Annotated in this window: 5 protein-coding genes; 4 read left to right on the top strand and 1 reads right to left on the bottom strand. The window is 73.8% G+C overall.

The window, feature by feature from the left end; all coding sequences use genetic code 11:
- Positions 1-296 precede the first annotated feature (296 nt).
- Together SSOG_RS25140 and SSOG_RS25135 are read left to right on the top strand one after the other, a co-directional pair.
- Positions 297-965 (top strand): response regulator, encoded by a 669-nt coding sequence (locus tag SSOG_RS25140; protein WP_009717062.1) that lies wholly within the window; start codon positions 297-299, stop codon positions 963-965.
- Positions 962-2,158 carry a sensor histidine kinase gene (locus SSOG_RS25135; protein ID WP_009717061.1) on the top strand — a complete coding sequence of 399 codons (1,197 nt, stop codon included), beginning with the start codon at positions 962-964 and terminating at the stop codon, positions 2,156-2,158. Before SSOG_RS25140 ends, SSOG_RS25135 begins: the two co-directional genes overlap by 4 nt.
- A 382-nt stretch (positions 2,159-2,540) precedes the next feature.
- Here the strand turns inward: SSOG_RS25135 and SSOG_RS25130 are convergent, their stop codons facing one another.
- Complete coding sequence (locus SSOG_RS25130) at positions 2,541-2,918, bottom strand: STAS domain-containing protein (protein WP_039938647.1); 378 nt, start codon at positions 2,916-2,918, stop codon at positions 2,541-2,543.
- 308 nt (positions 2,919-3,226) lie between these two features.
- Between SSOG_RS25130 and SSOG_RS25125 the strand changes: the two genes are divergently transcribed.
- Positions 3,227-3,808 carry a sigma-70 family RNA polymerase sigma factor gene (locus tag SSOG_RS25125; RefSeq protein WP_009717059.1) on the top strand — a complete coding sequence of 194 codons (582 nt, stop codon included), beginning with the start codon at positions 3,227-3,229 and terminating at the stop codon, positions 3,806-3,808.
- Positions 3,805-5,209: zf-HC2 domain-containing protein (locus SSOG_RS25115; protein ID WP_009717058.1), on the top strand; the 1,405-nt coding region annotated here is incomplete at its 3' end. The genes SSOG_RS25125 and SSOG_RS25115, both read left to right, overlap by 4 nt.

Genomic DNA, 5,209 nt, shown 5'->3' with positions numbered 1-5,209 from the left:
CCGCTGGCAGCCCCGTACCGCGACCGGTTTCGGCCACTCGCGGTCACGGCGCGCCGAGAGGCCGTAAGACGCGCTGAGGGGGCGAGGGGTCGGGTGTACCCCGCGGAGTGGTGCGGCATGTGATCCACTGTGCCCGGCCGCGGACGCGGTGGACATCCGTCCCTGGTCTTCCCTCGCCCCCCGCCGATCGGAGGGGTGATCCCCCCAACAGGGCGGAGGAGACCACTCCATATTGGTGCGCCGATGCGGCAGGCTGTGCGAACAATGCGCATGACAGCTACGGGAGGGAGCGGCCGGTGATCCGTGTTGCGGTGGTCGACGACGAGGCGCTCGTACGATCCGGCCTGCGGCTGATCCTGGGCACAGCCCCGGACATCGAAGTGGTCGCCGACTGTTCCGGCGGAACGGCCGTCGAGACCGTACTCGGCAGCGACGCCGACGTGGTGCTCCTCGACATCCGCATGCCCGACGCCGACGGGCTCACCGTACTCGGGCAGTTGCGGGCCGCGCCCCGCTCCCCCGTCGTCGCCATGCTGACCACCTTCGACGCCCAGGAGTACCTGACCGCCGCGCTGCGTGCCGGGGCGGCCGGATTCCTCCTCAAGGACACCGACCCGGAACAACTCGTCCGCGCCGTACGCACCCTCGCCCAGGGCGGCAGCGTCCTCGACCCGGGCGTCACCGGGGCCGTCATCGGCGGCTATCTCGCCGCCGAGGCCGAGGCGACCGCCGCCAGTGCCGTCGACGCCCTCACCCCGCGCGAACGCGAGGTGCTCGCGCTGCTGGGCGAGGGGCTGGCCAACCCGCAGATCGCCGAGCGGATGGGGCTCGCGCCCAGCACCGTCAAGGACCATGTGCGGGCGGTGCTCGGCAAACTGGGCGGGCTGAACCGGGTGCAGGCCGCGATCGTCGCCGACCGGGCCGGGCTGATCACCAGCCGCCCGGGGGCGGGCGGGCCCCGGTGACCGCGGTCTCCCCCGCCTCGCCCGCCTCCCCCGCCTCGCCCGCGGCCTGGCGGCGGAGGCTGCCGGGGTGGGTGCAGCGGTGGGGGCCGCTGCTGGGTCCCGTGGTGTTCGCCGTGGCCGACGCCCTGCTCGTCAACGGCGTCACCCTCGGCCTGGAGCTGAACGTCTCCCTGGTCGCGGCGGCCGCCCTGCTGCTGCGCCGCCGCTTCCCGGCGCCGGTCTTCCTGGTCACCCTGCCGGGCATCCTCATCGGCTACATCTGGTTCGCGCCGATGATCGCGCTCTATACGGTGGCCGAACGCCGCCCCGGCCCACGGCTGCTCGGCGTCTCGGCGCTGCTGCTGGCCGCCGCGCACTTCGTCCCGTGGCCGGTTTCCGACTTCGAGCCGACCGCGTACCGCGAGAACACGCTCACGCTCATCGACGCGTGCATCACCTCCGTCGGCCCCATCGCCCTGGGCCTGCTGGTGCGCACCCGGGGCGAACTAGCCGCCCGCCTCGACGACCTGACCCGCAGCCGCCGCCGCGCCGACGAGCTGATAGCCGAGCAGGTGCTGAGCACCGAACGCGCCCGGCTCGCCCGCGAGATGCACGATGTCGTCGCCCACCAGGTCAGCCTGATCAGCCTCCAGGCCGGGGCGGTGCAGATCAGCGCGGACGACGCACAGGCGCGGGAGGGCGCGCGCACGATCCGCGAGCTGTCCGTACGGACGCTGGACGAACTGCGCCACATGGTCGGCATCCTGCGCGCGGCGGGCGGCGACCTGGAACAGCTCACCCCGCAGCCCCGGCTGGCGGATCTGCCGCGGCTGATCGAGTTGAGCGCGCTGGACGTGGCGTACGAGGAGGCCGACGACGCACGGCGTGCCGGTCGGCCGGAGGCGGTGGAGCGGGCCGCGTTCCGCATCGTGCAGGAGGCGTTGACCAATGTGCGCAAGCACGCGCCGGGGGCGCGGGTGACGGTACGGGTCACGGAGGCGGCCGCCGAGGGGCGGGGGCTGCGGGTGGAGGTCCGGAACGGCCCGCCGGACGCCTCCGCGGTGGCGCCGGGCCTGCCGGGCGGCGGCCACGGGCTGGTGGGGCTGCGGGAGCGGGCGGTGCTGCTGGGCGGCACGCTGCGGGCAGAGCGGACGGAGGAGGGGGGCTTCGTGGTGCTGGCGGACTTCCCGAAGGTCCCGCCACCGCGGTCGTAGCTCTCCAGCCCGGCCAGCGTTTGAGGCCACGCCCGAAGGGCGTCCGGGGTCCGGGGCTTGCCCCGGTTCGGGAAGGGGCGGGGTGGGGAACGAACCCCGCGCCCCGAAACCGGCCGGAACCGGAACAGGCGGCTTGGGGGCAGGAGTAGCCGACGTCGGGCCGGAACGGTCGGCTTCGGGCTGGAACGGCTGGATGGCTGGGCGCCCAGGCAATTGGGCGGCTACGCGCCGGGCGGCCAGGCGGCGGCAGGTCCGCGGCTCGGGGCCGGAACGGCCGACTTCGAGCAGCAACCGGCTTCGGGTTGAACCGCCGACAGGTTGGAACGGCTGGATGGCCAGGCGGCTCGGCGGCAGGCGGCTACGCGGCCGAGCAGACAGGCGGCTACGCCGAGAGGGAGTCGGCGGTGTTCCGTTCGCCGTCGTCCGGTTCCGTCGCCACCATCAGGTTGGGATAGACATCGAACAGGCGGCGCACGCCCAGGGCCGCGAGGACGCGGTGCACATGGGAGCCGTGGGCCGCGTCCTGGGGCGGGAGAATCAGCCTGAGCTTGCCCGAGCACGACCGCATCAACCGCCGCGCGGCGATCAGGACGCCGACACCGCTGGAATCGCAGAAGCGAACCTCCGAGAGGTCGAGCACCAGTGAGTGGCGGCCCTCGGCGACCGCGTCGTGTACGTGCTGCCGGACTGCGGGCGAGGTCACGAGGTCCATCTCACCGGAGACCTGTAGGACGACCCACTCCCCCCGTCCGTCCTCCATCACCTTCAACGTCACGCGCTCGAAGCCCTTCGCTCGCAGCTAACCGGAATTTGCTGTTCCAGGGCGGCTGCCCGCCCGGCCCCGCATAAAACTCCCCCCGTCTCACGCCATAGGAACGAGACTATGCCCCGCCGAAGCGTTTCGTCCCACCGCTCCTGCGCACCGTGACCGGCCCAATACCATCCGCAGCCGCGTCGTGCCGCACTTTGCCGCATGGAGGCGCGTTGTGTCAGCCCCCGGCACTACATTCGATATGAAGGTGGGCATAGTGCCAGGAGACCCGGCCGACGAACAGGGATGGGGGCCGCATGGCGAACGACGCACCGCCCCGCTGGGACCGCAGGATGCAACAGCGGCTGGCGCGCGGCGAAGCCGCCGCGCTCGGCGAGCTGTACGACCGCTTCGCCTCCCTCGTCCACCATCTCGCCCATCGCGTCCTGGAGGACGAGGACGCGGCGGACCGCATCACCCGCGAGGTCTTCGCCTACGTCTGGGAGAACCCGGACGCGTACGACCCCAAACAGGGCTCCCTGCGCTCCTGGATCGCCACGCTCGCCCACCGCCAGGCGGTGCACCGGCTCCGGTCGCAGACCGCCGAGGACGGCGAGGGCGGCGAAGGCGGCGATGAGGTCGCCGTCGAGGAGCGCATCCGCGACGCCTCCGTCGCGGCCCGCGCCGACTACATCGTCACCTCCATGCCCGCCCCGCTGCGCGCCGCCCTGGAACTGGCCTACTTCGACCGCCGCGACTACCGCCAGGCCGCCGCCGCCCTCGGCGTGACCGAGGACGAGGCCAGGCGCCGCCTGCGGCTCGGGCTCCAACTGCTGTCCACGGCTTACGTCCCGCCCCCGCGCACCATGGCGCCTCCCGGCTACGGGCGGGCGCTATGAGCGGCGCGGGCGGCCCGGAGCGGTACGACCCCGGCGACATCCCCGAGTACGGCGAGGGCTCGGGCGACGGGTCCGGCGACGGGAGAGACGGGCCCGGCAACCCGTCGGGCACCCCGCCCGAACCGGCCGGGCCGCCCCGTATCCCGACCCCGCGGAACGCCGCCGAGGACACCAGCGGCTGGCCGGGTCTCCTCCCGCCGCTGCCCGAACCGGAATCCCCGGAGGAACCGGAAGGCCCGGAAAACCCGGAAGGACAGGAAGGCCCGGAAGAAGCAGAAAGCCCCGAAGAGCCGAATAGCCCGGAAAGTCCGGTAGAACCGGAAGGTCCCGTCGGGGCGCCTCCGTTGCCGCGGCAAACCGCCCCACAGCGCCCGCCCTCGCATGACGTCCTGCGGTCGCTCCTCGGCGCCTGGGCGCTCACCGCCTGCTCCCCGGACGAGACGGCCGCCGTCGAGGCGCACCTCAACCACTGCACCTCCTGCGCCGAGGAAGCCCTGCGGCTGCGCGAGGCCGTGGGGCTGCTGCACGCCGAGCACAACCTCGACCTCGACCCGCTGCTCCGCTCCCGCGTGCTGGCCGGATGCCTCGGCCGCCGCCCCGCGCGGATACCGGTGCCCGGATGGGCCGCCGCGTACGACGCGGAGGCCGCCCGGCTGGACGCGCTGCTGCGGGACATGGGCGAGGCCGAATGGCGCGCTCCGGTGCGGCTCAAGTGGTACGACGGCCATCGGCTCACCGGCCGGGACACCACCGTCGCCGGGGTGATCGGGCACCTGATGGTGGTGGACGGAGTCGTCGCCGCGTCCCTCGGGCTGCCCGATCCGCTCGGCGATCACGCCCCCGGCCCGCTCTCGGCCCGTACGGAGGCGTACTGGCAGGCGGAGCCCGACGCCGCGGGCGGGACCGGGCCGTCCACCCTGCTGCGGGAGTTGTGGCGGGAGCAGGGCCACGCGCTGGTCCGTACGGTGTCGTTCGCCGGGCGCGGGGCCTCGGATCTCTCCGTCCCTTTCGGGGACTTCACCCTGCCGGTCCGCGACGCGTTCCTGGACCGCGCCTTCGAGTGCTGGGTGCACGCCGGGGACATCGCCGAGGCCGTCGACTACCCGTATGAACTCCCCGGCTCCGCCCACCTCAAGGCCATGATCGACCTGTGCGCCCGGCTGCTGCCCGACGCGCTGGCCCAGCGGCGCCGCGCCGGGCTCGCCGCCCCGCCGCGCCGTCTGGTCGAGGCGGGCGCCCCGGGCCGTACGCTCCATCTGGAGGTCGAGGGCACCGGCGGCGGCAACTGGTACATCCCGCTGGACTCACCGGCCGCCGTGGGCACCGCGGAGGAGGCGGTGGCCCACATCGCGCTCGATCCGGAGACGTTCTACCAGCTGGCCGCCGGGCATGTGCCGCCGC

It is taken from the genome of Streptomyces himastatinicus ATCC 53653 (genome assembly GCF_000158915.1).
Classification (GTDB): Bacteria; Actinomycetota; Actinomycetes; order Streptomycetales; family Streptomycetaceae; genus Streptomyces; species Streptomyces himastatinicus.
The sequence above is the reverse complement of the archived record's forward strand: the minus strand, read 5'-3'. Positions and strand labels throughout refer to the sequence as shown.

What these genes read in the sequence shown, in the direction of transcription:
- SSOG_RS25125 (WP_009717059.1), top strand. Translation starts at nt 3,227, where the DNA reads ATGGCGAACGACGCACCGCCCCGCTGGGACCGCAGGATGCAACAGCGG.
- SSOG_RS25130 (WP_039938647.1), bottom strand. Translation starts at nt 2,918, where the DNA reads ATGGAGGACGGACGGGGGGAGTGGGTCGTCCTACAGGTCTCCGGTGAG.